Annotated in this window: 13 protein-coding genes; 6 read left to right on the top strand and 7 right to left on the bottom strand. The window is 43.1% G+C overall.

Annotated features, from left to right (window positions below; genetic code table 11):
* Window positions 1-41 precede the first annotated feature (41 nt).
* From HMPREF0766_RS09755 to hisG, 3 genes are all read right to left on the bottom strand, one after another.
* On the bottom strand, window positions 42-2069 hold the full coding sequence (locus tag HMPREF0766_RS09755) for a M3 family metallopeptidase (RefSeq protein ID WP_002996254.1): 2028 nt from the start codon (window positions 2067-2069) through the stop codon (window positions 42-44).
* Between the two features lie 202 nt (window positions 2070-2271).
* The gene (gene hisD, locus HMPREF0766_RS09750) at window positions 2272-3558 is read right to left on the bottom strand and encodes a histidinol dehydrogenase (RefSeq protein ID WP_002996251.1); all 1287 of its coding nucleotides are present in this window, start codon (window positions 3556-3558) and stop codon (window positions 2272-2274) included.
* Between the two features lie 23 nt (window positions 3559-3581).
* Window positions 3582-4433 (bottom strand): ATP phosphoribosyltransferase, encoded by an 852-nt coding sequence (hisG, locus tag HMPREF0766_RS09745; RefSeq protein ID WP_002996247.1) that lies wholly within the window; start codon window positions 4431-4433, stop codon window positions 3582-3584.
* Between the two features lie 590 nt (window positions 4434-5023).
* On the opposite strand from hisG, the gene HMPREF0766_RS09740 reads away from it, so the two are divergent.
* From HMPREF0766_RS09740 to HMPREF0766_RS09730, 3 genes are read left to right on the top strand one after another with little or no spacing between them, the layout of a single operon-like run.
* Window positions 5024-8098 carry a SusC/RagA family TonB-linked outer membrane protein gene (locus HMPREF0766_RS09740; RefSeq protein WP_002996244.1) on the top strand — a complete coding sequence of 1025 codons (3075 nt, stop codon included), beginning with the start codon at window positions 5024-5026 and terminating at the stop codon, window positions 8096-8098.
* 36 nt (window positions 8099-8134) lie between these two features.
* Complete coding sequence (locus HMPREF0766_RS09735; protein WP_002996241.1) at window positions 8135-9724, top strand: RagB/SusD family nutrient uptake outer membrane protein; 1590 nt, start codon at window positions 8135-8137, stop codon at window positions 9722-9724.
* Between the two features lie 30 nt (window positions 9725-9754).
* Window positions 9755-12910, top strand: coding sequence for a GH92 family glycosyl hydrolase (locus HMPREF0766_RS09730; RefSeq protein ID WP_236590471.1), 3156 nt, complete (start codon window positions 9755-9757; stop codon window positions 12908-12910).
* A gap of 205 nt (window positions 12911-13115) precedes the next feature.
* On the opposite strand, the gene HMPREF0766_RS09725 is transcribed toward HMPREF0766_RS09730, so the two are convergent.
* From HMPREF0766_RS09725 to HMPREF0766_RS09715, 3 genes are read right to left on the bottom strand one after another with little or no spacing between them, the layout of a single operon-like run.
* Complete coding sequence (locus tag HMPREF0766_RS09725) at window positions 13116-14408, bottom strand: amylo-alpha-1,6-glucosidase (RefSeq protein WP_002996235.1); 1293 nt, start codon at window positions 14406-14408, stop codon at window positions 13116-13118.
* 35 nt (window positions 14409-14443) lie between these two features.
* On the bottom strand, window positions 14444-16180 hold the full coding sequence (locus HMPREF0766_RS09720) for a class I mannose-6-phosphate isomerase (RefSeq protein WP_002996229.1): 1737 nt from the start codon (window positions 16178-16180) through the stop codon (window positions 14444-14446).
* A 37-nt stretch (window positions 16181-16217) separates the two neighbouring features.
* Window positions 16218-17540, bottom strand: coding sequence for a sugar porter family MFS transporter (locus HMPREF0766_RS09715; RefSeq protein ID WP_002996226.1), 1323 nt, complete (start codon window positions 17538-17540; stop codon window positions 16218-16220).
* A gap of 121 nt (window positions 17541-17661) precedes the next feature.
* Here HMPREF0766_RS09715 and HMPREF0766_RS09710 point away from each other — a divergent pair, with 121 nt between their 5' ends.
* From HMPREF0766_RS09710 to HMPREF0766_RS09700, 3 genes are all read left to right on the top strand, one after another.
* Entirely contained in the window at window positions 17662-18396 is a 735-nt protein-coding gene (locus HMPREF0766_RS09710) for a GntR family transcriptional regulator (protein ID WP_002996222.1), read from the top strand.
* Window positions 18397-18494: 98 nt separating this feature from the next.
* Window positions 18495-20963 carry a mechanosensitive ion channel family protein gene (locus HMPREF0766_RS09705; protein WP_002996220.1) on the top strand — a complete coding sequence of 823 codons (2469 nt, stop codon included), beginning with the start codon at window positions 18495-18497 and terminating at the stop codon, window positions 20961-20963.
* 256 nt (window positions 20964-21219) lie between these two features.
* A complete protein-coding gene (locus HMPREF0766_RS09700; RefSeq protein WP_002996217.1) occupies window positions 21220-23607 on the top strand; it encodes an outer membrane protein assembly factor BamB family protein in 2388 nt (795 codons plus the stop codon).
* 98 nt (window positions 23608-23705) lie between these two features.
* Here HMPREF0766_RS09700 and HMPREF0766_RS09695 read toward each other — a convergent pair whose 3' ends face one another.
* The gene (locus tag HMPREF0766_RS09695) at window positions 23706-24692 is read right to left on the bottom strand and encodes a metallophosphoesterase family protein (RefSeq protein WP_002996214.1); all 987 of its coding nucleotides are present in this window, start codon (window positions 24690-24692) and stop codon (window positions 23706-23708) included.
* Between the last annotated feature and the right edge of the window lie 27 nt (window positions 24693-24719).

Genomic DNA, 24719 nt, shown 5'->3' with positions numbered 1-24719 from the left:
AAAAATAAAAAGGGCGGAAATTTATTTCCGCCCTTTTTATTCTATAGCAAACCTGCCCGCTTCAGCAACGCATCAGGTGTGGCCTCTTGTCCTCTGAATCGTTTGTACAATACCATCGGATGCTCAGTACCTCCTTTAGATAAAATATTATCCTTGAATTTTTTCGCAATTTCTTTATTGAAAATACCATTTTGCCTGAAGTAATCAAAGGCATCTGCATCCAGTACTTCTGCCCATTTGTAACTGTAGTATCCGGATGAATACCCGCCATTAAAGATATGAGAGAACGCCGGAGTCATAGCATTTTCCTTTACATCAGGATAAAGCTGTGTTTCTGAGAATTGTTCTGTCTCAAATACTTTAAGATCCCTGATCTGCCGCGGATCATGTCCATGCCATCCCATGTCCAGCATACCGAAGCTGAGCTGACGGATCGTGGCCATTCCTTCCAGAAAAGAAGCACTTTCCTTTATCTTTTCTACCAGATCCATCGGAATATCTTCGCCCGTCTCATAGTGTCTGGCGAATAGCGCAAGCGCTTCTTTTTCATAACACCAGTTTTCCATGATCTGACTTGGTAGTTCCACAAAGTCCCAGTAAACGGAAGTTCCAGACAGCGTAGGGTATACAGTATCCGCCAGCATTCCATGCAAAGCATGGCCGAATTCATGGAATAGCGTTGTGACCTCATTAAATGTCAACAGAGAAGGTTTAGTAGCGGTAGGCCTTGTGAAGTTACAGACAATAGACACATGAGGACGTTGTTGTGTGCCTTCTTTTACATACTGAGGCTTGAAAGACGTCATCCAGGCTCCGTTACGTTTTCCTTTACGCGGGAAAAAGTCAGCATAAAAAACCGCTACCAACTGACCATTATTATCCGACACTTCGAATGTCTGTACTTCTTCGTGATACTTGTCTATGTTGTGGACCTCTTTGAAGTGGATATCAAACAATTTTTCAGCAACTTCGAAAGCCCCGTTCAGGACATTTTCCAATTTAAAATAAGGTTTTAGTTTTTCATCGTCCAGACTGAATCTTTCCTGTTTTAATTTTTCAGCGTAATAGGAACCGTCCCATTTTTCCAATTGGCTGATTCCGTCTTTTTCTTTTGCGAATGCGGCCAGTTCATCGAATTCCTTTTGAGCAGCCGGCTTAGCCTTGCTTAATAATTCCTTCAGAAAAGCGTCTACTTTTTCAGGGCGCTGTGCCATACGTTCTTCCAGTACAAAATCTGCATGTGTCTTGTAACCTAACAGTTGAGCCCGCTGGAAACGTAAGTTGACGATTTTAAGAACAATCTCTTCATTATTATATTCGTTGTGCTGAAAAGCTTTTCTTCCAGCTGCTATCGCAAGCTCTTTGCGTAGTTCACGGTTATCCGCATAGGTGACAAAGGGCAGGTAACTTGGGAAATCAAGTGTAAATATCCATCCCTCTTTATCTTCAGACTGTGCTAATGCTCTTGCTGCTTCAATACTTCCTTCCGGCAGTCCTGCAAGATCGTTTTCATCTGTGATATGGAGCTGGTAAGCATTTGTCTCTGCCAGTACATTCTCACCAAATTTGAGTTTCAATACGGAGAGTTCAGCATCTATTTTACGTAAGCTGTCTTTCTGCTCATCATCAAGTAATGCCCCGTTACGGACAAAATCTTTATAGTTTTTTTCAAGGAGAGTCTGTTGCTCCACTGTAAGGTCGAGCTGATCTTTTTGCTCGTATACCGCTTTGATACGTTTGAACAAATCAAAATTTAAGGTGATGTCGTTGCTTAGTTCAGAAAGTTTAGGCGCTATTTCCTGTGCGATCTGTTCCAGTTCATCACTGGTTTCGGCCGAATGCAGATTGAAGAAAATACTGGATATACGATCCAGTGTCATTCCGGAATAAGCCATGGCGGCGATTGTATTTTCAAATGTGGGGGCTTCCGGATTTTGTGCTATAGCATCTACCTCTTTTCGGGTCGCTTGTATGGCTGTTTCAAAAGCCGGAATATAATCTTCATTCTTTATCTGAGAAAATGGCGCAGTATTATGTACTGTGTCAAAATAGTTCGTTAAAATACTCATGATGTAAATTTAAGATTATAATAGCAGAGCCAATAATTTTCTAATCCCAAAGTTGCAATAATGGCAAAATAATGATAGAATGGGTTTGGAAGAGCTAAATAAGAATTTGCATCTGTTAAACTTATCAGATGCAAATTCTTCAATAGGTCTTTGTACGAGTTATTTACAAGGTGTCATAAGGCCAATGATCTCCACGTTCGTATCAGCCTTTGCGGATACTTACCGCATTTTTGTGAGCGTGAAGACCTTCCAGTTCGGCCAGTATCTCTACAGTAGAGCCGATCTGTAACAGGCCTTCTTCCGAGATGTGCTGAAACGTGATCTTTTTGACAAAAGAGTCTACTGACACACCTGAGTACGAGCGGGCATAGCCTGAAGTTGGCAAAGTATGGTTTGTTCCCGAAGCATAGTCTCCTGCACTTTCCGGTGTCAGGTGGCCTAAAAATACAGATCCGGCATTAAGAATCTGATTGGACATAGATTTCCATTGATCAGACTCGATGATCAGATGTTCGGGAGCGTAGGCATTCGAAAATTTCATACCTTCAGTAAGATCGCTGACCAGGATGGCATAAGAATTTTCCAATGCCTTCTGAGCCATTTCTTTACGTGGTAATACAGCCAGCTGCTCGTCCAGTTGTTTATTGACCTCATCTATAAGCGTATCGGAAGTAGCGACCAGTACGGCCTGGCTATCTACCCCATGTTCGGCCTGTGCCAGCAGATCTGCAGCGATATAGGCAGGATTAGCCGTTTCGTCAGCAAGTACCAGTACCTCGGAAGGTCCTGCAGGCATATCAATACTTACATTTGTCATGCCTTGCAGCATACTTTTTGCCTTAGTCACAAACTGATTTCCGGGGCCAAAGATTTTATCCACTTTAGGGATACTCTCCGTTCCGAAAGCCATTGCTGCCACCGCTTGAGCTCCACCGACAAGGTATATGCGTTTTATGTTTAACAATTTAAGGCAATACGCCACGAAGCCATTGATCTTGCCACTGGCTTGCGGAGGAGAACAGACGACGATCTCTTTGCATCCGGCGATACGCGCCGGTACACCAAGCATTAGCAGTGTGCTGGGCAATACGGCTGATCCACCCGGAATATAAAGACCGACTTTTTCTATAGGGCGGGGTTCACGCCAGCATTTTACACCGGGCATAGTTTCGACTACACGCTCACGCTTCAGCTGATAACTGTGAAATTTGTGTATATTCTGGAAAGCAATTTCCAGTGCGCGTTGCTGTTCTCTGTTGATCGTGAAAGCCAGTTCGTCAATATCATCCGCATCCAGATACAGTTTGTCAAGCTTTACTTTGTCAAACTGATGCGCATAGTCCACTAATGCGCGGTCTCCATGCCTGCGCACCTCGTCGATGATATGCAGGACAGTATCCTGTATCGCAGATGAGGGGTCTGTATTACGGTCTACCAGATCAGCAATGTCCTGTGAAGATAGCTGACTGTAGTTATACTTTTTCAACATGTTGTTTTTTCTTTTGATTACACTTACAAGATAATCTTTTCGATCGGCATCACTACTATTCCCTGTGCTCCTGCAGATTTCAGTGTGTTGATCTTTTCCCAGAAATCATCTTCCGAAATAACTGTATGTACAGCTACCCAGCCTTCTTCGGCCAACGGAACGACTGTTGGGCTCTTGACACCATGCAGCAGGGAAGTGATCGCCGGCAGATTCTTTTTCTCCACATTGAGAACCACATATTTGGTCTCTTTGGCCAGCAGTACCGATTCAATACGCTGCACCAGTTCTGTCAGGATCAGGTTATCTTCCAGGCCCTTTCTTCCGATAAGGATTGCCTCTGAGCGGCGGACATCCGCAAAAGGCTTCAGACCGTTGCTTTTCAATGTACCGCCTGTAGATACGATATCACAGATCGCGTCACTCAGTCCCAGACCCGGAGAGATCTCTACAGATCCTGATATTAAACGGATATCTGCTGTGATCTGGTATTCATCCAGAAAATTTTTCAGGATAACAGGGTAGGAGGTTGCGATAGCCTTACCATTCAGGTCTTTCAGATCTTCGATCTTACTGTCTTTAGGTACTGCCAGTTTGAGTGTACATTTTCCAAAACCTAAACGTTTGACATAGGAGACCTGTGCTTCGGATTCATCGATCACATTTTCTCCGACAATACCGAGATCTGCAATGCCCTGTTCGACATATCCGGGGATATCATCATCTCTTAAGAACAGTATTTCAAGAGGAAAATTAGCAACAGAGGTAATCAGTGAACTTTTATAGTTTTCGAAATCTAAACCACAGTTTTTGAGTAATTGGACTGATTTTTCATTTAATCTACCCGATTTCTGGATAGCTATTTTGAGATTTTTCAACGCTTTATAATGTTAGCAGTAAATTATTAATAAATAGGATTCAAACACAAGGGGAAAAATGCTTCACGTAGAAACATATCAATTACATATCGCCACAGGGGCGATGATGGAAATGAAAATGATGTACGTGAGTATAAATCATGTTTGTATTAATAACGGATCAAAAATAGAGTTTTATTGCTAATAATCAAATAAAAATGTCTGTTTTTTGAAATAAATAAAAAGTTACACGGAGCCCGGGTGACTTACTCCTGTATATCTTAAAAATCTGTTAATACCTCCGTTTTCCTGAAAAATGAAAAAAAAAGTTGCAATGTTTTTAATATATTAATATGTTTGTATGTATGTACATTTGATGTGTGCCACTACAAAAACCAATGTTATGAGGATTCCTGTTTACATTAATAGGGGAGGTAATACAGTTTTCTGTAAAATAAATCTCATCATCGATTATTTCTGATTGTATCAGATATTACACAATTATGCTGCTTTAAATATGTTTTATCCTGTTTTTTTAGGATCAGCTTTTTACCTGCAGGACTATTCAAATAACCATAAACTTATACTATTCCAATTTAAACTAACTAACCATGAATCAAAACAAAATGTATGGACATTTTATGTCCTGTTTCCGGGCAGTGCTGCTCTTTTTGCTCGCCTGTCCGTATCTTGCATCAGCCCAGAGCGGGCTTGTAATACGAGGGCTGGTCTCTGAAAACGGAAATACAGCCTCTGCCTTGACAGGTGTCAGCATACTGGAGAAAGGGAGCTCCAATGCGACGACGACAGATGATAAAGGCCGGTTTCAGATCGAAGTGAAGGATGAAAAAGCAGTTCTTATCTTTAGTTTTATCGGTATGAAATCTCAGGAGGTTGCTGTCGGAAAGCAAAGAGATCTGCGTATCCTGTTGTCCGCATCGGGAGAAGAGCTTGAAGAAGTGGTGGTCACCGGATACGGTACACAGCGTAAATCTGATCTGACAGGATCGGTTGCGGTGGTATCTTCCAAAGAACTGCTGAATGTGCCGGTCAATAATGCTTTGCAAGCCTTAAAAGGTAAAGTAGCCGGAGTAAATGTATTTCTCAATTCCGGATCTCCTACCGGAAGTCCCCGTGTGCTGATTCGCGGGTTGGGAACGATCAATTCGTCTTCAAGCCCGCTTTATGTCATTGACGGGGTAGTCATGGAGAATATGCAGTTTCTCAATCCAAACGATATCGAACGTATGGAAGTACTGAAGGATGCATCTTCTACAGCGATTTACGGAGCCAGAGGTGCCAATGGCGTTATTCTGATCACCACCAAACGAGGTGCCACGTCAGATGGCGTCGTGATCGGTTATGATGGTTTTGTGAGTATAGGGGTATTGCCTAAAAAACTGGAGTTGCTGAATGCTAAGGAATTTCTGGAAGTCATTAAAAGAGGTTTTGACAATTACAGCAAATACAATCCTACAGGCACGGCTCCCGTATTTACAACTTCGGATCCCCGACTGTTTGACGCACAGGGCAATCCGTTGTATGACACAGACTGGCAGGATGAAGCTACCCGTACTGCGCTGTCTCACAATCATCAGCTGTCCGTATTAGGCAAGGGTGAAAAATCTTCATTTGGTGCATTTATGAATTATGCCAAGACCGAAGGGATCATGCTCAACAACTGGCTGGAACGGATCAATGGTAAACTGGCTTATGATGCCAAACCTAAAAAATGGTTGTCTATGGGTACAAATGTGCTCGTGAACTATACCCGCGGAAATGAGTTTGAAGAAGAGGGAGGGCATCAGATGCCGAGACGTTCTATGCTGGAAATGCCTCCTATATTCCCGGTCAGATTTCCGGACGGAACCTGGGCCCACAGCGGCATGATCACAGATGCATATTCTTTGGAGTCTATCCCGAATCCTGTACATGTATTGACAACTCAGGACCGGTTACGCAAACGCACGCAAATTTTTGGCAATACCTATCTGACTTTTCATATTCTTCCGGGACTGGATCTGCGTACGCAATTCGGATTTGATAAAAATGATAATCTGATCCAGAATTACGATCCTACAGATCTGATCAATATTTCCGCTCCGCTGGGTTATGCGTATATTGAGAATCAACATTCTTTTTACTGGCAGGAAGAGACGTATCTGAATTATAACAAGGATTTTGGGGATCATCGTATCAATGGAGTGATTGGTCTCAGCTGGCAGGAAAGAAGAGCGGAGAATAACTGGATTTCGGCAAAGGGATTTTCCGATAACTTCTTCCGCTACAACAGTATTCAGGCTGCAAGTCAACCAGGTGCTCCGGGTTCATTATACGACAGATGGGCTATGAACTCTTACTTTCTGAGAGGAAGTTACAGTTATAAAAGTAAATATCTACTCACCTTTACAGGGCGTATTGACGGATCTTCGCGGTTTGGGGAAAACAACAAATACGGTGTATTCCCTTCTGCAGGTATCGGTTGGGTAATTTCAGAAGAACCGTTCTTAAAAGATGTATCTGCCATCAACGAGCTGAAGCTGCGCTCAAGTTATGGGGTCACCGGAAATACGGAAATTCCGACTTATCAGTCTTTAGGTACCATATCTTCTGAAACGACGCTGATCAATGGTACACGTGTATCCCAGAGTTATATCAACAGACTTCCGAATCCTAATCTGGAATGGGAAAAATCAAAGCAATTTGATATCGGGATGGATCTGGCTTTGTTTGACAGACGTCTGAAACTGGGGCTGGATTACTACCACAAGCTGACTACAGATTTGTTGCTGGACAGACCTGTGCCTTCGTCTACCGGATTTATGGCTGTACGGGATAATATAGGTTCTGTGTCGAACAGAGGGGTAGAGGTATTGATTAGTGCCGTGCCGGTCAAAACTTCTGATTTCAACTGGGAATCAACTTTGAATTTTACCTATAATAAGAATCAGATCGAAGCGCTCGGAGCGAATAATGAAGATATTTTTCCCGGCCCTAACTGGGTGTCCGGCAGCCAGACTATTTTGCGTGTCGGAGAAAGCCTGAGTTCCTTCTGGGGATACAGAAGATTAGGGACATGGGGTACAGCGGAGGCTGCAGAAGCTGCCAAAGTGGGGGCTATCCCGGGCGAGGCCAAACGCAGTGCCGAGCGAACTATTATCGGTAAAGGATTGCCGGACTGGACGGGAAGCTTTATTAACAATTTCAGATACAAACAGCTGGATCTGGGAGTGGATATGCAGTTTGTATACGGAGTGGATATCCTGCAGCAGTTTTTTCATTCTACCGAAGACCGTACAGGTTATTCCAACGGCTTTCGCAGAACATTGTACGATAGCTGGACGGAGCAAAATCAAAATACAATGATCCAGCAAATCCGCAACGGTCCGTATTCGGGACAAAACAGTGAAGTAGATGATCATTGGGTGGCAAACGGTTCTTTCTTACGGGTGAATGCTATTAGTCTGGGCTATACTTTTCACAATGATCAGTTGCAAAAGTGGGGTCTTAAGAACTGGCGAGTATATGCAAGTGTACAAAATGCATTTCTGATTACTTCGGACAGTTTTAAAGGATATGATCCTGAAGCTACTTCATGGGGTGATAATCAATGGGGGCAAAACATATTTTTTCACCAATATCCAAAGCCCCGCACATTTACGATAGGTACAAGCTTTCAGTTTTAGTATCCAACCATTATGTTAATCTTAATATAACAACTCATGAAACCGACTATAATATTAATAATCATCACGCTCGCTATGATGACTTCCTGTAAAAAATTTCTGGAAGAAAACCCGAAGGATGAACTTGCCGGCAACCAGTATTTTACCCAACCCGAGCATGCTACCAACGCTGTAAACGGTTTGTATAGAATCGGAGCTCCACAGCTGTATGATGGCTCGGGTGCTCATTATTCCGGCTCCAAGATGTTCTTCGGACCTTATCTTACCGGATATATAGACAATGATTTCAAGGGGCAGGAAGTACATGTACAGCATGCACAGAACATGACCTTTAATGCCACCAATTTATCTACTTATTTTCACGACATCTGGAGTACTATATACAGGGGTATATCGAGATCAAATAATGCGATCAAATACATCCCGACAACACCGGGACTGTCTGATATCCAACGCAGTCAGTTGCTGGCAGAAGCTTATTTTTTCAGAGCACAGGGCTATTTTCAGCTGGTAAGGATGTTTGGTGATGTCCCTTTAATAACCGAGCCTTATGAAAATCTGGAAAACATCAATGTGAAGCGTACACCGGTAAAAGAGGTATATGCTTTGATTGTACAGGATCTGACTTTTGCTGTCAATCAGGGAAATCTTGCCGATAAGACCATGTCCGCCAATGCAGGCCGAGTGAGTAAAGGTACGGCTGCAACGCTGTTGGCAGATGTCTATCTGACCATGAGCGGATATCCGTTACAGCAGAATGAATATGCTAAAAGTGCGGCAACAGCACGTGCCATTATCAAGAGTGGCGTTTATCAGCTCACTACACACGATCGTAATCCGGACGGATCTGTCAACCTGAAAAGTACAGCCTATAACAAATTACGTCTGGTCGACAATGTCAGCAACGAGTATATTTATTCCTATGAGTTTACCATAGGAATTGCGACTTCCACACATGCACATTGGGCTTTTCCAACGACAGCGACTTCAGCCACTGTATTTGCGATTACCAATAATGCGTATGGACCTTCTTCTAAATTTTTGAAAGGCTACGGTGCTGCGGATGATCTTCGTATACAGGAAAAGCAGTTTTTTCATTCTTCACTGGAAAGGGCAAACGGAACAATCCTTAATTTCCCGACTGCACCTTACATGTGGCAGGATGATCAGGCATCGTTTGAGACCGCTACTTCGGGCAAAGATCTGCCGATATATACCTATCCTGATGTGTTGTTAATGGCAGCAGAAGCGATAGCACTTTCGGAAGGTGTCACTGCAGAAGCTGTGGACTACCTTAGTCAGGTAAGGGCAAGAGCATACTGGAAAACCGATCCGGCTGTTATCCGCCAGCAACTGGGCAGTCTTCCGGCAGATCAGTTTGTAAAGGAAATCTGGAAGGAGCGCTATCGCGAGCTTGTATTTGAAGGAAGACAATGGTTTGATATACAGCGCACAAGAATGTTTCCGGTGCCTGCCGGTACTAATGACGGAAATATTAATTTTGAAGCGGTGATCGGCCATGCAAATGATAAAGGAGCCACTATTCTGGAGAAAAATCTGTTGCTGCCTATTCCTACAGATGAACTGCAGCGAAATCCACTTCTGGAGCAAAATCCGGGATACTAAAGATGAAATGATATGTGTGTACAGTCTAAAGTGAAAATAATTAAAATAAGCTGTCTGATCTGTATGTTGTTAGGCTGTGTCTTTCAGGTAAAGGCACAGCATAGCGCTAAAGTGATCTGGCAGATAGGAAAGAAAGATCATAGTCCGGCAGGAATGGCATTGTCTTCCGATGCCTATAAACAATTTATTGAGAGAGATTTCGGATTTGAAGACCGGTCATTTATGATCGGTCATTCAGACGTACAGACCGAGTGGCCTTATGTTTTACCCGGACCGGTCAACGGCTGGGGAGGAACCGGACCGACTGCCGGAATACGTTCTCATTTTTTGAATATTGATTTTGGACTGGAGCACCTCTCTGCAAATGATAAATTCGGTTTTGAAATCAATATTTTGCAGACTGATCCTAAGGAGGCTCCTTCATTTAAGATATCTGTCAATGGTAAACCGTACTACTTTCAGCTTAAAAAGGGTAACGGCCATGAAAATCCGGTAGGTCCTTTTGATCGGGCCGAAAGCCAAAACATTCGGATTGAAATCCCTGAGGGACTGTTGAAAGACGGCTCAAACCATATCACATTGACTACCCTGCAGGGCGGATGGCTGATATTTGATGATTTGGCACTCTACGGTCCGTCACATGTCCATATCCTGAAACCTGGTACCGCATGGCTGAAGTCCGTATTTCCGGCGGATTATGAAACAGAGAAGGAAAATGAAAAATTTCAGGTTCTTTTAGTGGATGTGTCTGCAATGAAAGCACATGCGCAACTAGAGGTTCTGCTCGATGGAAACAGTATTCTGAAGCAGCATCTGGATACCGGAAGGTATGTGCTGGAAGCCCTTATGCCGGCAGTGAAAAATCCCAAAACAAGTCATTTCGAAATCCGGGCAGACGGAATGAAAATAGGAGCAGGGACAGTGAAACGGTCGGCACAAAAGCTCGTTAGTCCGGCCGACTATGTCAACACGATGATGGGAGCAGCACATTCCAGATGGATGATTGCGCCGGGACCCTGGATGCCATTCGGTATGGTCAAGCTCAGTCCCGACAATCAGCGAAGCGGATGGCAGGCCGGATATGATCCTACTGTAGAATCTATCGGAACATTCAGCCATATCCACGAGTGGACGATGACAGGTCTGGGTACTTTTCCGGTATCTGGTAAGCTCGATATTCATATGGGCGATCAGGATAAACCGGATAGCGGATACCGATCGCGCATCGATAAGACAACTGAAAAGGCTCCTTTGGGATATTATCGTGTGGATCTGACGGATTATGATATTACGGCTGAACTGACTGCAGGTACACGAACCAGCTTTCAGAGGTATACCTATCATCGTGCGGATACCGGACGGATCATGATTGATCTGCAATTGCCTACGGAGTATGATTACAAGATCAAAGCTGTAAAGCTGACCAAAATAAGTGATTACCGGATTGAGGGAGTGAGCAGACAACTGTCGCAGCACGTATGGTCCGGAGATATTGACCAGGAGTATAATGTACATTTTGTAATGGAATTTGACCGTCCGATCAGGAATTTCGGATATTGGAAAAACGGGCAGGTGCTGAGGCAGCAAACGTTGAATGAATCGGAGGTAAGTGATGCCGGGATGTTTGTCGAGTTTGATACCAGAACAAATAAAACTGTACAGTTGCGAACCGGAATCTCTTATGTGAGTATCGCAAATGCAGCTTTGAATCTGCAAGAAGAGATCAGTAAGCCATTTGGCTGGTCCTTTGACAAGGTATATGCCCGTCAAAGGCAGGTATGGAATGAGCAATTGGGACGGATTTCGATAAATTCAAATGATCAGTTGCAAAAGGAGCGTTTCTATACCAATATGTACCGTTCTCTTGCCAGCAGAAATACATTCAGTGATGTGGACGGAAGCTGGGTTTCTGCCGATGAAAAGATTCGCAAACTTCCCGGATCCACGGATGTGGCGCTCGGATGCGACGCTTTTTGGAATACGTTTTGGAACCTGAATCAGTTCTGGAATCTGGTGACTCCGGAATGGTCAGGCAAATGGGTACGCTCACAGCTGGCCATGTATGACGCCAATGGCTGGCTGGCTAAAGGCCCTGCCGGTATGGAGTATATTCCTGTAATGGTAGCCGAGCACGAAATACCTCTTATAGTAAGTGCTTATCAGATGGGAATCCGGGATTATGATGTGCACAAATCGTTTGAAGCAATGGTCAAAATGCAGACTACAGCATCTGCTCCGGTTGAAGGCGGATATGCAGGCAACAGGGATCTGATGACGTATCTGCAACATCAGTATGTACCCTATGATCAGGGACGGTTTTCCAATTCACTGGAATATAGCTTTGACGATTGGACTGTTTCGCAAATGGCCAGATCCTTAAATAAGGAAAAGGAATTTATTCAATTCAGAGAACGCGGATCCTGGTGGAAAAATGCAATCGATACTGTGACCGGCTATGCCCGCATGCGGGATGCTAAGGGGGATTGGTATAAGGAGTTTGACCCGTTTAAATCGGGTGCCAACGAACATTATGTTGAAGGAAATGCCTGGCAGCTCACTTTTTTTGTGCCACAGGATATACCCGGATTAGCAAAACGTATAGGACAGGATACATTTCTGAAACGGTTGGAGTGGGGATTTGAGGAGAGTTACAAATGGCGCTTCAACGGGCCGAATGATCAGTACTGGGATTATCCGGTCGTACAGGGTAATCAGCAATCTATGCACTTTGCATTTCTGTTTAACTGGGTCGGACGGCCCTGGCTTACGCAAAAATGGAGCCGGGCAATTATGGAACGCTACTACGGGCACGGCTTGTCTAATGCTTACCTTGGCGATGAGGACCAGGGCCAGATGAGTGCGTGGTTCGTGATGAATGCCCTCGGATTGTTTCAGATGGATGGCGGAGCCCGGGTAGATCCGATCTATGAGATAGGAAGCCCGCTGTTTGAGAAAGTAACCCTTGATCTCGGTAACCGGTATGGCAGAGGAAAAGAGTTTGTGATCGAAGCCCGGAATACCAGTAAGAAGAATATGTATATTCAGAAAGCCACATTAAATGGGGTGGAGCTTAATAACTGCTGGTTTCCTGCTTCAGAAATATTGAAAGGTGGTACGCTGATACTGGAAATGGGATCCATGCCTAACAAAAACTGGGGAACAGGAGGTATTCCTGTTGCACAGTAAAGTATATGTAGAAAAATTGCCCGGGAATTAATTCCCGGGCAATTGAAATATTTAAATGAATTTACCTTTTATATTGAAGAAGGTGTCTCAAAAGTCAGTCAAACCCTTTGAGAATTGCATATCTGAAATGATGATGCTGTAAGGGAGGTAGTATAAAATCGCATAAAAATGGGCTATCCAACCTTTTTGGATAGCCCATTTTATGTTATTTTTGGGCCTGCTCCAACAGTACAATGGCATCGTATAATACACCTGCCTCACCCCGAAATGTTCCTGACCCTTTAGGCTTATTGTCTTTGGTATACCATTCAAAAAAGCCTTTATTGACGATAACCCTGTCAAGCATAGGTTTTAGTTGTTCGTAAGCCTCCTTTTCAAATCCGTTTTTGATCAGTTGCTGAATCATTCTTCCGCCAAACCAGGTCCAGTCACCGCCATTCTGATAACCATAAGGATACATACCTTTATTTTTGAATGATCCTTCTGGATAGGTCGGGTATAAGGTCAGTCCAATGGTCGCCGCTCCGGAAGCTTTGACATTGGCAATCATTTTATCAAGAGATGTTTTAATTTGTTCCTTAGATAGTAAATTAGCTTCTATGGCTACCGCTGTTCCTCCGTGATAGTAGATCTGATTTTCATCAAAATTCTTGTCAAATGGAGAAGTCGTCAGGTAGATATGGGGTATAAACTTCTGATTCTTATCGTCCCATAAATGTTGCATTGTGCTGCCTGCTATCTGTTCCCGTATCAATTTCCATCTGTTAGCAGCCGCAGGTATCATATCCATATAATTGTCCAGTGCGATCAGAAACATGGCATTGTCATAGATGTCGATAGCGAGATGAGAATTTTCATCCAGATGGACACCCCAGTCATGTTCCGGCTGTACGTCACCCCAGTCTGCAGTCGTTGCTCCCCAGAGCAGGCCGTACTTCTCATTGTAACGGTGCTTCATCAGAAAATCCATCGCATGTTCCATACGTTCCTTTACAGTAGTGGTGCCGACTTTGGTTTCCAGAAAGCTGGTATCGTTTGTTGCTTTGATGTATTTGTGTACTGCCTGTATCAGAGATGTCTCCTGATCTGTTTCTACCGTATTCTTATGAGCTGCGAATTGCGGAGCAAGCGCATTGGTAATCGTGTAATAATCTGAAGGTTTGCCTTTAAGACTTGCTTTTGTGACAAAACCGTCTGCAATATTACCATCTTCCCCCTGTAATCGGAAAAACGTAAGCAGTTGTTCCTTAATCAATTCATGCGGATGTACTTTTGTGGCGACTGTGATAAATGTATTGTAATCTCTGATCCACACCTCACTGTATCCGTCTCCGGCATTGAATCCGGATTTTACGATTTCCAGCGCTTTATCTTTGACGATCTGTAGCGAAGAGTCTGCTTCTATACGCTTGGACAGTGTGGCTGAGTCTGTCTTGCCGGCAGAAGATCCACATGCAGTGAGCAGACCTGCTAAGGCAAATAAGGCTATTCTATTCATTATTTTATCGTTTATAAGTGATTGTTCTATATAGTTTAACAGACTTCATCTTTGACAAAGGATACAATTACTTTGGCCTGTGTTTCGCCTAGATTGCGTAACTCGTACGAACCGGCAGCAGCAGGTACAGCAAAGGTTTCTACAAAATGAAAGACCTCTTGTTTTCCGTCTGCGGTAGTCAGTTCTATTGCCGAGCCTTCTACCAGCATGAGGATATGGCATTGTCCTTTTGTCTCTACGGCTACCTGATCCGTAAAGTCATATCTGCAAATCGTATAGAAATGCTGTTCGTGAGTCGGCAGATCTATATAGTTTGTATTTACATCCAATGCAGTTTCCTTTGGTTTAGATATTAATGTATCCTGTACTACGGTTCCTTTACGTGAAAAATCCAGATTTTCAAATGCACGTGCTATATTGAGTGGTCTGGGCTTTCCATCCAGATCCGGACGTACCCAATCGTACATTTTGAAGGTGAAAATATAAGGTGTGGCGCTGATTTCGAGCACCAGATTGTTTTTTCCGGATGCATGTACTGTACCGTTGGGGATCAGATAGAGATCATGTTTCTGAACCGTGAATTTCTGAACATACTTTTCAATTTCGATAGTAGTGCCGTTTTCAAAACTTTCTTCCAGTACTTTTCGGAAGTTATCAGGCTGTATATCCTGTTGAAATCCCAGATACACTTCCGCATTCTCCTCACAATCAACAATATAATAGGTTTCATCCTGTGTGAAATTTTCGCCGAACTGATCTTTCGCATATTGTGTTCCCGGATGGCACTGTATAGAAAGGTTTCCTCCGTCAAAAGTATCCAGGAAATCAAAGCGTATCGGAAATTCATCTCCGAACCGGTTATATGCTTTGCCCAGCACCTGTTCGCCGGCAGTATACATCAACTGATCAAAGGAAACTTCCAGAAGATGATCTCCGTCAGCTAATACCAGTCCGTTTTCAGGAACGATCATCTCAAAAGACCAGGCGTAATTTTCTACGTTCTGATCCAATTGCTTCATGTGTTTTTTCATCCATTGTCCGCCCCAGACACCCGGCTCAAACCAGGGTCTTACTCTGAAGAAAGAGGTCGACATATCTTTCAGGGTATCACGCAGATCCTTGCCGTACATCCAGGTGATACGTTCCGTAAGCTGCTGATCCGCCATAATGGTTGTCCGCGGTAATATATTTTTCTTATGCTTATTCAATACTACCCAATCCACAAAGTAAAATCGCTTGTAAATCTGTTTCTTGTCGTCCTGAAAATCTGCACCAAGATTGTCAACCTTTCCCTGACGCATGCGCTGCGAAAGTACATTTTTAGGTAAATCAAAATAGGCAATGGGAGCCTTTGTATCGTAACATGCTGCGCCTGTTCCGTATAGTATCGTCAATCCTTCAGCATGTGCGGGTACAAGCATTTTTACTTTTTCCAGATCATAAAAATCGGTGATAGACAGATCCGTTCTGTAACCGAACAAGGGGTCATCCGCACCTAGAAAAGGCTGTACCATTGCCTCGATCTGAGTGGTTTCTTTCAGAGCCGTTTCGAAAGCTATAAAACGCACATTTATGGCACTTCTACGGAAAGCAGCGCCGAGTTCTTCAACAATTTCCTGCCAGTCCACTCCGATATATCCGTCAAGTATATAGAGTGATTCTGCAGACAGAGCTGTGGCCAGTGAATCATATCCGCGATAGATGTGACCTTTGGCTTTATGTGTGGGCAATATAGTATAATTTACGCTGTTATCTTTTACTTCGGTTTCCATGTTATGATATGACTAATGATATTTATCTTTTTTAATATTACTTTTTGATTTTCGATTTCCAGTATGCCTCTATTTCTTCCAGGCGTTTTCCTTTTGTTTCTGGCAAGAGATAGTATACGGTTACAAAGGCAATCGCGCAGCAAATAGCAAATACCCGGAATGTCCATGCTGTTCCCCACTGATCGAGCAGAATAGGAGTGAGCTGACCGATAATGGCGTCTGCGACCCACATAACCAGAATGCTGACCGCCATGGCGCGTGCGCGTATAGCCGCCGGGAATATCTCTGAGGCTACCACAAACTTTAAAGGACCTATAGAAAAGGCAAAAAACAGTAGAAAACAGAGGATGGAGATGATGAGCAGATTACCATATGTATGGATATCCTGACTCAGAAACCAGCCTGTTAATAATAAGCTGATCGTAGCTCCTAATGTACCGGTGAGGTACAACGGTCTTCTTCCCCAGGTGTCTACTTTCCAGATCGCCACACAGGTAAAGATCACATTGGCCAGGCCGAAAAAAACCTGTGCCTGTACCGAACTGTCAAGGGACAGACCGGATTGAAGCAGAATGCTGGGGCCAAAGTAAACGATAGCATTTATACCGCTCAATTGTGAAAATAAAGGAAGCAGAAGCCCTAATATAAAGGCTCTTCTGTAGACCGGGGAAAATAGAGATACATGTTGACGCTCTTGCTGAGCCACCGGAGTAATGGGGTCGTTGATATTTAACCGGGAAAGTATCTTATATCCCATATTCTCTTTCCCTTTCTGAATCAGCCATCTGGGGCTTTCGGGTACTATAAATAGTCCCAGACATAACAGTAATGCGGGAATTGCGCCAAGCAGAAACATCATACGCCAATGTTCGGCAGCGATACTGAGATCATATTTAAGCACAAGAGCATTACTGACATAGGCCGCCAGTATCCCAATGGTAATAGCCAGCTGATAGATGGTCACTGTACGGCCGCGGTACTGGCTTGGTGATATCTCTGCAATATAAAGGGGGACAACGATGGAGGCAATACCCACACCGAGACCGCCAACCCATCTGCTGGTCAGTAGCGAGATAAAATCCGGGCTGAATGTACATCCGATTGCTGAAACTAAAAACAATGTGCCGGCGATGACCAGAGTCGATTTTCGGCCTAAGCGGTCACTCCAGCGTCCGGCAAATACCACACCTATAATACAACCTACCAATGCTGAAGATACAAACATGCCTTCCTGACCGGGTGTCAGATTGAAATGAGCTTTAATCAACGGTACCGCACCCGAAATAACGGCCATATCAAATCCGAAAAGCAGCCCGCCCAAAGAGACCGTTGCAATAATAAGTTTAAAGAGTGTGTTCATAAATTTACATTGGTTACTTTAATATGTACATACATACAAACATATGTGTATTTTTTTAATTCTCCAAATAATGTTACATTAGCTACTGAAACAGGATAGCAGAAAATTTTACCCGAGTATTATGAATCTTCAGATAGACCACAAGAGTCCGGTTCCTTTACACATACAGGCCGAAATGTTACTTCGCGAACTTATCAAAGATCCCGAGTATATAGACGGCAAGTTGTTACCCAATGAAGTCGAACTTGCGCGTCGTCTTGCTATTTCACGCACTACACTTCGTCTGGCGATCAATAAGCTGGTATATGAAGAGCTGCTGGTCCGTAAGAAAGGAGTAGGCACTAAGGTCGTTACTTCCAAATTCAGCTCAAAGTCTAAAAACTGGCTTAGCTTTTCTCAGGAGATGAAAAACAGAGGAATAGAAGTCAAAAATTTTGAATTGCATGTGAGCTGGGTTGTTCCGGAGAAAAGTATTATGCATTTTTTTGATATCAAGGAAGATCAGAAAATCCTGAAACTGGAACGTCTGAGAGGAAAGAAGGACGATCCTTTTGTATATTTTGTTTCTTACTTTCATCCGCGTATAGGATTGACGGGAGATGAGGATTTTAAGCGTCCGTTGTACGAGATACTGGAGCAGGATCACCATATTATAGCTGATCTTTCACAGGAGGAAATAGATGCTAAGGCTGCGAATAAGTTTATAGCGGACAAACTGGAAATCAATCAGGGAGATCCCATACTCTCCCGTAAGCGGTTTGTCTACGATCAGTCGGGACGTCCTATTGAGTACAATCTGGGTTATTACAGGGCAGAAAGCTTTACCTATACAGTAGAAAGCCGCCGGGATTACTAAGCGCGTCCTGCTTATCAAAATATAGGCTAAGTTCTTGTTTGGAGTGTAGATAATATGCATGAAATGCTTTATTTTTATGTAATATCTACCAACCGAATATGAAACAGCTTAGTATAGTTATCCTTTTTATAAGTCTTCTGAACTGTGCGTATGCAGGTATTGTGCAATCTGATACTTTAGCAAAGGATACGGCTGTGAAGAAGGATTTTGTAAGTCAGATGCAGGACTTTGCAAAACAATCTGCTGCCAGAAGCCGGAAGGATTATGATGCTGATCGTGCTATGGTACGCCAGAATGAGATTCTGGAGCAGATCAAACGAACCAATCAGCGGGCACGTGCTTTTCTTAAAAACGGAGTGGATTCCTTACAGATCAATTCGGATCTGGATAATATTATAAAATGGCACGAAATAGCCGGAGACGGGGTTTTTAATCATCTAGGGACAGCACAGACGACCCGCAATCTCACGACGACCTATAATGTACTGGTCGGTCTTTCCAAAGATGTGGCTGCCCAAAAAAGCAGAATAGACCGGTATCAGACTCAACTTATACAATTTCGTTTTGCGCTGGATTCCCTGTCAAATGATCCTTCCTTATTTCAGTTTCCGACAGATTCGGCAGAACTTGTCAACTATATTCAACAGCTTCGTGCAGCAGCAGTAGAGATATCTCCGGTCACACAATCCTTAAAGACTGCTATTTATAATATTCAGCATATACAGACAAAGATCAACCTGGAGCTGTTCCGGCTGAATGCGCATATGGAAGAGATCAACTTTTATCAAAAGGAGATCGCTGATCGCATTTTTAATAAGGAATTTGTAAATATATGGCAACCCAATACTTTTGACCGTCCTTTTTCCGAACTTCTGTATTATTCCGTACATAAGGCTTATTTGGTAATGGTATTTTATTTCAAGGCACATTGGGGTAAATTTCTTTTTCTTATTCTTATGGTAGTATGCTCTGCATACTACCTGACTTCGTTAAAAAGGGAATTGACAAGTCAGCAGGAAAAAAGTGGAGAGAAGGCAGACGGACTTGTCATCCGTTATCCGGTTTGTTCGGCGATAATTATTGTTTGCAGTATATTCCAGTTTATCTTTCCTGCTCCGCCGTTTATTTTCAGTGCGCTGTTATGGATACTCTCCGGTATATTACTTTCTGTCATCTTTCGTACCTACATAAGCCAATACTGGATGAAGATCTGGCTGGCACTGTTTACTCTCTTTGTCCTGGCGTGTATGGATAATATGATTCTGCAGGCATCCCGTCCTGAAAGATGGTTTATACTGCTTATTTCTGCATGGAGTTTCGGTGTCGGACTGTATGCCCTGATCAATAGAAAGCGACACGAAGAGTTACGGGAACGCTGGATATTATACCCGATAGGGCTGATGACGGCATTTACACTGATCGCATGTATCAGTGACATTTTTGGTCAGTATAATCTGGCCAAGGTGCTGATGGTATCGGGATTGCTAAGTGTGATGATCACGATTCTGTTTTTATGGGTTGTACGATTGATTAATGAGGGGCTGCAGTTTGCATCTATGCTGTACACGCATCAGGAACAGCGATTGTTTTATCTGAACTATAACCGGGTAGGGACACAGGCACCTACATTTTTTTACATCTTTCTGGTGATTGGCTGGTTTGTGTTGTTTGGCCGCAATTTTTATGAGTTCAGGCAGATTTCCGAACCGTTAAAGAATTTTTTCGAGCAGGAACATACATTAGGCAGCTATACTTTTTCGATCAGCAATCTTGTGACTTTTATCGTGATTATGATCGTCACTACAGTGGTCTCAAAAGTAGTTTCTTATTTTGCTTCCGATCAGCAATGGAGCAGTAAGGAAGAAAAACGTAAGCGAAAATTGAAGGTGGGTAGCTGGCTGCTGCTTATCCGGATTACGATTATTGTGCTTGGACTTTTTCTTGCATTTGCTGCGGCTGGTATACCGATGGACAAAATTACACTGATCTTAGGCGCATTAGGAGTCGGTGTGGGATTTGGTTTACAGACGCTCGTCAATAATCTGGTAAGCGGACTGATCATTGCATTTGAAAAACCAGTCAATGTAGGTGATGTTATCGAGGTGGGCGGACAAGGCGGGACTGTCAAATCTATCGGATTCAGAAGCAGTGTCATTTCTACTGTTGACGGAGCTGATCTTGTTTTACCTAACGGGGATCTGCTCAATTCTCATGTGATCAACTGGACATTGGGTGGCTATAAAAAGCGTATGCATATTGTCTTGCGTGTGACTTATGACAGCGATCTTCAACACATCCGCGACTTGCTGTTGCTTATTATGGGCAAGCAGGTAAATATCCTGACATCTCCTATGCCCGTCGTACAATACAATCAGTTTGCCGCAAGTGCGATAGATATTGATCTCTATTTCTGGGTACGAAGCCTCAGAGATGCTTCGCAGATCCGAAGCGACCTTATGCAGGATATACATCAGCATTTCCGGCAGGAGGGTATTGTCATTCCGTTTCCACAACAGGATATTCATATTGCGTCCGGAACTGAAAAAGAAGGTGATAGGAAAGACTAAAAATCAAATTATTTTGCAGGGATAAAATTTTTTATTTAACATTGAGTTTAAGTAATGCTAAACTATAGCTGTTACTTTTGCCAAAATTTATACCTTTTGTTTTTCTATATTTTAATATTTATAAACATAGCTGCAATTTTTGCAATGTTGAGTCATGGTAAAACGAACTGAAGGGCGAGGTGAAATGAATAATCAATTCTAAAATAATAATTTTTTAGCAAGCTGATGCATATGCACGGTTTGCCTTTATGTAATCATGAGAAAAATACTACTTATCAGTGCATTTTTGACAGCCCAACTGGTGCATGCACAGTATCGCGGACAGGTTTATATTGATCTGAATGAAAATAATAAACCGGACCTGAATGAAAAAGGCATGGGAAATATTGTCGTATCGGACGGATATGAGATTGTAAAAACGGATGCCAGTGGCAAATTTGATATTAAACCTCATGAAAAAGCCCGTTTTCTTTTCATTACAATTCCGTCAGGTTATAAGGCAGGTAAATCGCATTATATTAAACTTTCTAAGGCGGAGGAGACGTATGACTTTGGCATCGTAAAAGACGAAGTTCAGTCTGCGGATAAACTACGCTTTATTCAGATCACGGATACGGAAACTCCGCTTTACGGGCAGTGGATAGACAATGTACGTAATTATGCACGCGAGCAGGGTGCTTCACTTATTATGCATACAGGCGATATCTGTTACGAACCGGGTATGCAGTTTCATGCCCGTCAGGTCAATTCTGAACTGATGCGCCGACCTACATATTATGCTGTTGGTAATCATGATCTGGTAAAAGGTGAATATGGTGAAAAATTATTTGAGGATCTGTTTGGTCCGACATATTATTCCTTTGATGCTGGTCCGGCCCACTTTGTGGTCACACCTATGGCCGGTGGCGACTATGCACCCAGCTATACGCAGGATCAGGTGATCGCCTGGCTGAAGAAGGACCTGGCTGCCAAGGATAAGAATAAACCTTTGATCTTTATCAATCATGATTTTGCAGTAGGGAAAGATTTTGTGATGAAAGGTAAGACTGAGGAGATCGATCTCAGGCAGTATAATCTGAAAGCCTGGCTGTTTGGACACTGGCATAATAATTTTGTGCAACGCGTAGGCGAAGGTAATGTATATGTGATCTCCACAGGAGCTCCGAATAAAGGTGGAATCGATAATTCTGCAGGTCAGTTTATGGCTATTGATATCGATAAGGACGGAGTCACTCATGTACAGCCTGTATATGCTAATCTGAGTGGGCATGTAGCTGTCGTAAGTCCTGCCGTATCCGGTATGAATACCCTGAACGGTAATAAACTGGAGTTAAATGTCAATATCTATGATAGTGAACGAGCGGTAACCGGAGTCCATACTTATATCTATGATCAGAGTGGTAAACAGATTGCCAAAGAGACCCTGCAGCAACAGAGCGACTGGAACTGGAGAGGACAAAGTGCATTAGGTAAAGTTTCTTACGGTGTAAATTATGAGATACTGACTGAAGTTGTATATGCCAACGGTGAACGTGAATTAAAGAAGCAACCTTTTACGTTAACAAAGACCGTTGCTGATCAGGCTTTGCAGCTGATATGGAGTGCCAATATCGGGGCGAGTGTATGGAAAGCAAGTCCGCTTGTTGTGGATGATATGGTATTAGCTGCGACTATTGATGACGGTACGACAGACAAAAGCAAGATCGTCGCTCTGGACAAAAAGACCGGAAAAGAGATCTGGTCTTATCGTACAAACAGCTCTGTTAAAAATAAGTTGAACGTAGCTGAAGGGCTGGTGTTAGCTACGGATGGTGCCGGAAATGTATATGCGCTGGATGTCAAAACCGGAAAGCTCAAATGGACAAAGAGTCTTAGCGGAGGAACATTACCGGTATATGTAACCGGAGGTGTCGTGGATAAAGGTATTTACTATACCGGTTATGGTAAATACTTGTCAGCCTTAAACGTCAAAACAGGAGATGTGATCTGGCAGAATAAGGATTGGAATAGCGGTGAAGGGATGCCCGGATCTATGTTGATCGCTAAGGATGTACTGATCACAGGTAGCAACTGGAATAGCTTATTTGCACATGAGCTTGCATCTGGTAAACTGTTGTGGAAGAGAAATGATGACGGACTTCGTTTCAGAAGCGGGGGTGTGAGTTTTGATGGTGAGTATGTATACACGACAGGACTCAACGGTTTGTTTGTACTGGATCTGAAAACCGGAGAAACGGTTAGAAAGAAGATTTTTGAAGATGAATTTAAGGTAATGGCTTCGCCTCTGCTTTTAAACGGGGAACTGATCATGCCTACATCGGTAAGCGGTGTGAAAAGTTACGATATGAAGACTTTGGAAGAAAAATGGCAGTTTAACACTGGCGAAGCATTGGTGTATACTTCGGCCTATACCAGTCCGGATCAGCACAAACCGGTTCGTACGGTAGAAAGTAGTGTACTTGCTGTCGGAAACAACCTGTACTTCGGTGCTTCGGACGGAAAATTTTATGTGCTTGATCAGACCGGTAAACTTGTACAGGCAATCACATTGGGAGCTCCTGTACTGGCGGAAGCAACAGTTGCTGACCACTATATGTATGTAGCGGATTTTTCAGGAAATGTGCATTGTTTTAAGATGAAATAACAGCCATCAATTAAGGGGTTTTAAAGTACTGGTCGTACTGAAGAAGCCGATTTCATAAAAACGACAACGCCCCTGAATCTGTTCAGGGGCGTTGTCGTTTAGTATTTAAGTACTCTGGAATCGATTTCCGAACTGATGGGGTATACATCTTTGTAAATATCAATTCCCGTCTGTTCCAGTGGTGTACCAGTCATGCTTGTTTTTTTACCTTTGATCGAGATTTTATTCTTGTTATTAATATCGATCATCGCCCAGATTGGTTCCTCATAGACCAGCGTATATTGCAGTATCCGGTGTTTTTTGTAAAAGTCTTCTGAAAATGCCTGGCTTTTGAAATCTTCACCAGCCCAGTAGTAGGACGCACTGTTGATCTGTACATAATGTATCCCGTTTATTTCATTATGATAGTTCATATGATGATGTCCGGTCAATACCAGGATGACCTTTTTGAATCCTGCCTTTTCGTTTATCTGCTCTAACAGATAGCGAACCTCCATTCCGTTATCGAGTCCGCCTAAGGTATTTTCCAGCCCTTGGTGACAAAAGATTACGGTTCTTAGAGAAGTCTTTTGCAGATCGTCTCTGAGCCACTCCAGTTGCTTCTTTGCGATTGTTCGCGGATAACCCGCTATCTCGGTTGTTTCGCTTTTCTCGTTACCGTCAAGGACAATAAAGTGAAAACCATTCTTATCAAACGAATAGTAGGGGCGTTCAGCGGACCAGAATGCCAGCGTCTGTTCTTTTGTATATCCGCCATCCGTATCATGATTGCCGAGCACATGATATTTTTCACCCTCAAAGCTGTTCCATATGTCCATCAAAGGCCTATTCTGAGGTTTGGGCATACAGAAATCTCCCAGCTGGATAATGAAATCCGGTTTTTCCTGTTTCATAGCCGCGATAAATGCTGCTGCCCGTTTTTCACTGTCGTGCATCAGGTCATAATGCAGATCTGTGATTACACCGAACCGAATCCTTTGACTGGCTTTATCTGTACTTATTCTGGCAGAGGCAAGTGCGGGATTCAGCAGAAGACCGGTGATCCCGAGTCCTCCGATTTTTAAAAATGATTTTCTGTTTATCATAACTGGTTTATTATTAGCAGTAATTCC

Origin of the sequence: Sphingobacterium spiritivorum ATCC 33861, assembly GCF_000143765.1 — a bacterium.
GTDB classification, from domain to species: Bacteria; Bacteroidota; Bacteroidia; order Sphingobacteriales; family Sphingobacteriaceae; genus Sphingobacterium; species Sphingobacterium spiritivorum.
The sequence above is the reverse complement of the archived record's forward strand: the minus strand, read 5'-3'. Positions and strand labels throughout refer to the sequence as shown.

Excerpts from the sequence above, each read along its gene's own strand:
- HMPREF0766_RS09755 (WP_002996254.1), bottom strand. The coding sequence starts at position 2,069 with ATGAGTATTTTAACGAACTATTTTGACACAGTACATAATACTGCGCCA.
- hisD (WP_002996251.1), bottom strand. The coding sequence starts at position 3,558 with ATGTTGAAAAAGTATAACTACAGTCAGCTATCTTCACAGGACATTGCT.
- HMPREF0766_RS09740 (WP_002996244.1), top strand. The coding sequence starts at position 5,024 with ATGAATCAAAACAAAATGTATGGACATTTTATGTCCTGTTTCCGGGCA.
- HMPREF0766_RS09735 (WP_002996241.1), top strand. The coding sequence starts at position 8,135 with ATGAAACCGACTATAATATTAATAATCATCACGCTCGCTATGATGACT.
- HMPREF0766_RS09725 (WP_002996235.1), bottom strand. The coding sequence starts at position 14,408 with ATGAATAGAATAGCCTTATTTGCCTTAGCAGGTCTGCTCACTGCATGT.
- HMPREF0766_RS09720 (WP_002996229.1), bottom strand. The coding sequence starts at position 16,180 with ATGGAAACCGAAGTAAAAGATAACAGCGTAAATTATACTATATTGCCC.
- HMPREF0766_RS09715 (WP_002996226.1), bottom strand. The coding sequence starts at position 17,540 with ATGAACACACTCTTTAAACTTATTATTGCAACGGTCTCTTTGGGCGGG.
- HMPREF0766_RS09710 (WP_002996222.1), top strand. The coding sequence starts at position 17,662 with ATGAATCTTCAGATAGACCACAAGAGTCCGGTTCCTTTACACATACAG.
- HMPREF0766_RS09705 (WP_002996220.1), top strand. The coding sequence starts at position 18,495 with ATGAAACAGCTTAGTATAGTTATCCTTTTTATAAGTCTTCTGAACTGT.
- HMPREF0766_RS09700 (WP_002996217.1), top strand. The coding sequence starts at position 21,220 with ATGAGAAAAATACTACTTATCAGTGCATTTTTGACAGCCCAACTGGTG.
- HMPREF0766_RS09695 (WP_002996214.1), bottom strand. The coding sequence starts at position 24,692 with ATGATAAACAGAAAATCATTTTTAAAAATCGGAGGACTCGGGATCACC.